Origin of the sequence: Tessaracoccus caeni (assembly GCF_029211185.1) — a bacterium.
GTDB classification, from domain to species: Bacteria; Actinomycetota; Actinomycetes; order Propionibacteriales; family Propionibacteriaceae; genus Arachnia; species Arachnia caeni.
The window spans coordinates 1-3,590 of sequence record NZ_JARGDO010000041.1 but is presented as its reverse complement, the minus strand read 5'-3'; the positions used below and the strand labels follow the sequence as shown (position 1 = coordinate 3,590).

The 3,590-nt window shown below is 65.5% G+C and carries 3 protein-coding genes and 1 pseudogene; 1 reads left to right on the top strand and 3 read right to left on the bottom strand.

Translation table 11 applies throughout. The features are described 5' to 3' along the window. Positions 1-293 precede the first annotated feature (293 nt). Positions 294-1,409, bottom strand: a complete 1,116-nt coding sequence (locus tag P0D62_RS18825; protein WP_275704065.1) for an arsenic resistance protein — start codon at positions 1,407-1,409, stop codon at positions 294-296. Positions 1,410-1,443: 34 nt separating this feature from the next. Then, positions 1,444-2,388 (bottom strand): diacylglycerol/lipid kinase family protein, encoded by a 945-nt coding sequence (locus P0D62_RS18820; protein ID WP_275704064.1) that lies wholly within the window; start codon positions 2,386-2,388, stop codon positions 1,444-1,446. Between the two features lie 451 nt (positions 2,389-2,839). Here P0D62_RS18820 and P0D62_RS18815 point away from each other — a divergent pair, with 451 nt between their 5' ends. Then, positions 2,840-3,334 carry a MarR family winged helix-turn-helix transcriptional regulator gene (locus tag P0D62_RS18815; protein WP_275704063.1) on the top strand — a complete coding sequence of 165 codons (495 nt, stop codon included), beginning with the start codon at positions 2,840-2,842 and terminating at the stop codon, positions 3,332-3,334. Between the two features lie 154 nt (positions 3,335-3,488). On the opposite strand, the pseudogene P0D62_RS18810 reads toward P0D62_RS18815, so the two are convergent. Continuing rightward, a pseudogene (locus tag P0D62_RS18810) lies at positions 3,489-3,590 on the bottom strand (IS982 family transposase); the annotation flags it as partial.

The window sequence follows — 3,590 nt, the reverse complement described above, 5'->3', positions numbered from 1 at the left end:
ACCCAGCGCCACCTATCTCCACCATGCACCCCACCGGCGCCCAGCAGCAACACTTTCCCGCCCCAAGGCGGCCGCGAAGCAGCCCGCACGCTGAGGAGCGAGGTACGAGCGTCTCGAAGTGCGCCCCGGCGCCTTCGCACCTCAAAGAGCGTCGATTGTCATGCTCTTGCTCCCAGGAGGGCACGACCACGCATAGCAGCTTGGTCAGCTACCTGCGGATTCTGAACCGTCACGCTCTCCTCGAGGCTCGGCCGCGAGCGGTCTCACACCTCGAAGAGCGAGCATGGGGCACCTCAGGGAGCGTCGGTCTCGGGGATCAGGCGCGGGATCAGGCGGACGAAGATCACCATCACGACCAGCTCGACCAACGTCTGGGTCACCACGACCAGCGGGGCGAGATCGAATGCAGCGGGTAGGGCCAGCACCAGCGGCAGGACGACCAGCGAGTTGCGGGTGACGCCGCTGAACACGATCGCGCGGCGGCCAGGAACGTCGAGGCCGGCCACCCGGCTGGCCATTGCGCCAATCACGGCCATACCAACGGCGAACAGCGCATAGACCGGTACGACGCGCACCAGCGCACCGATCCGTTCACCGACGCCCGCGATCTGGGAAGCCACCACCACGGCCAACGTCAGCATCATCAACGGCACCATGGCGTCGACAACCGCATCGCGCAACACCTCGCCGGCACGTCGCCGCGAAGCGAGCAGCTGCGTCACCCGTATTCGGTGGCGTCCCCCTCGTCCGAGCCGCGGGCCGATACGCCGTCGCGAAGCAAACAGCTGCGCCACCCGCGTTCGGTGGCGTTCCTCACCTCCGACCTGCGGGTCGACACTCCGTCGCGAAGCGAGCAGTTGCGTGAGCCCTGCAGCAGCCAGCGGCAGTGCAATGAGAAACAGGAAGGCCTCCGCGAAGGGGGCCAGATCGACCCGCTCGACGAACTCCTCGCCGACAAAAGCCCACAGGTACAGCAGCAGGAGCAGCATCTGCGCGAGCATCAGCAGCGGAGCGGCGGCCAGCAGGCGGTCTTTCGCTCCGCCGGCGAGCCCGGTGAACACCAGGACGTAGTCGACGCACGGCGTCAGCAGCACGAACAGCGCACCGACCAGCAGCACGTGGTCGTGAGCGATGAGCCGCGTCACCGCCCAGACCACGACGGGCACGAACACGAAGTTGACGAGCGACACCGTGCCCAAGAACCGCCAGTCCCTCACCGCCTGCCCGATCCGCGCGAAGGGCACACCGAGGAAGGTGGCATAGAGCAGCAAGGCCAAGATCGGATTGATGGCGCGCTCAGCAGGATCCGCAATCCCGGGCACGAGCAGACCAGCCGCTGCACCCACCGCGAGGGCCAGCAGATAGAGGGCTACCTGATGGCGCTCCATCCACTCCGCTGCCGCTCGCACGTCGTCGATTCTCGCAGACGCGCGAGCGAACGATCTATCGCACCGTGATGGCCCCCGGCTGCACGGTGACCACGAGGCGAGTTGCTTCGCCCAGTTCGTCACCGTCCACCTCGACCAGGCGAGGTTCGCTCAGGTCGACGGCCAGCGAGGTCAGCCGACGATGGGTGGCACTCTCGCAGCTCTCGGCCTGGTCGCTGCTGCCGAGCATCCGCTTGAGTCCGTTGTCCCACACCATGTTCTTCAAGGTGTCCATCCAGCCGGGCACGCCGTCGGCGCTGAGGATGAGCGCATCGAGTTCGCCGTCGTCGGGCTGGGCATCGGGCAGCAGGGTCACTCCGCCTTGCAGCGTGCCGCAGTTTCCGACGATGAGGGTGTGGGCCTGTTCGGTCGTCGGCTCCGCGTCATCGATCGAGATCCGGAGTTCGATCACCTCGCTCGCGGAGAAGGCGCGTCCCAAGGACTCGACGTAGGCCAGCCAGCCGGCCTTGTCCTTCAGGTCGTCGTCGGTCTCGGAGATCATGTGGGCGTCGATGCCGAAGCCGGCCATCACGACGAACGCGTGCCGCTCCACTCCCGTCGCGAGCGTCACCTCGGCCCAGCCGACGTCAAGAGAAGTGGCCCCGTCGCCCAATGCGCGCGCAAAGGCCCCCGAAAGATCCCCCAGCGGCACCTCAAGGTTGCGGGCGAGCAGATTGCCCGTGCCCAGCGGGACGATTCCCAGTGCCGCATCAGCACCCGTATCGGCCAGGTGTTCAGCGACGGCGCGGACGGTGCCATCGCCTCCAGCAGCCAACACCACCTCGGCGCCGGCGTCCAGCGCCTGCTGGGTCGCGCGGCGGCCAGGGTCGTCCTCGCTCGTCTCGAACCACGAGACCCGGACATCATCGTGCCCTGCCGCCGCCTCGTCCCAGGCGGCCTCCAACTCTTCTTTGCTCGTCTTCGATGGGTTCCAGACGATGCCGACGTGTGAACCAGCCATGAAGGATCCTTCCGCTACGCAAAGACCAAGGGTTGTCTCCATCTTGGCAGCGACCGCTGGTCACTCGCCAGGAACCGGCCGCAAAGAACCGGGAGGCCAGTACCGACGCTGGTGAAATCGTTCTGGAACTCGACCAGGAGGCGCGCTGTGGCATCCGGGTTCATCGTCGCCCCTCTTCCTCCACCCCCTCCTTCCCAGGGAACAGTTGCCGCGGATGGTCGCGTTAGCAGACACTCCGGACCCCGTCAGCGATGAGCGACGCATGCGTTGCTGCCAGATTGACCGAATTTTTCCGTTAAAAACCTATTTCTGAGCGACCCGACGGCCCTCATCTCGATATATGTATATACAAAGTTGCCACGCTTGCGGCCTCGTCAAACCCCGCTCGGAGTCGTTAAGTTGACTAATTGATTCAGCTTGCTAAGATAAATTCAGAACCGAAGGAACTTACGTGACGAAACCCCCTATCCCCCCCTCCACACGCGTCGTCTCAACGCATTCACGCAGCGACCACACGAGCTACCTAGGGGTCGCCCTGAGCGACGCCGTTCTCCTCTTCGACGAGGCGATCGGCGAGCTGCTCGGGATCTCCGCCGGCGACCACAAGGCGCTGGGCATCCTCCGAAGAGACGGACCCCTGTCTGCGAGTCAGCTGGCCGCCCGGACAGGCATGACGAGTGGCGCGGCGACAGGGCTGATCGATCGGCTCGAGGCTGCAGGACTCGCACGGCGCGAGCGGAGCTCTAACGACCGACGACGTCTGGTGGTTACCGCATTGCCCTCCAGCAATCCCCAGGTGACCGCCGCCTACGCACGCCTCAACACGGCGATGACGGAGATAACGGCGGCGTTCACCATCGACCAACTGAAGGTGATCGCCGACTGGATCCAGCGCACGGCCGACGCACTGACCACGCAAGCGGCAGAGCTGTCGACTCGACGGTGACCAGAGCGCCGATCCTCAACGTCGAGGATCGGCAGCAGCCCTGCCACTAGGTCCTCCCGCGCTGATGCGGCCATGAGCCACGGCCGCACCGAACGAATGGCGCACAAAGACGATGAGCGAAGGCGCGCCCACTAGACGAGTGAGTCCAAGGGGTTCAGTGGTCGTAGGCGATGAGTGAACGACGGATGGCGGCGCCGATGTGGTCGTTGTGCCAAATCGCGGTGGTCAGTGCAAGGATCTTGGCGGCGATCCGGGC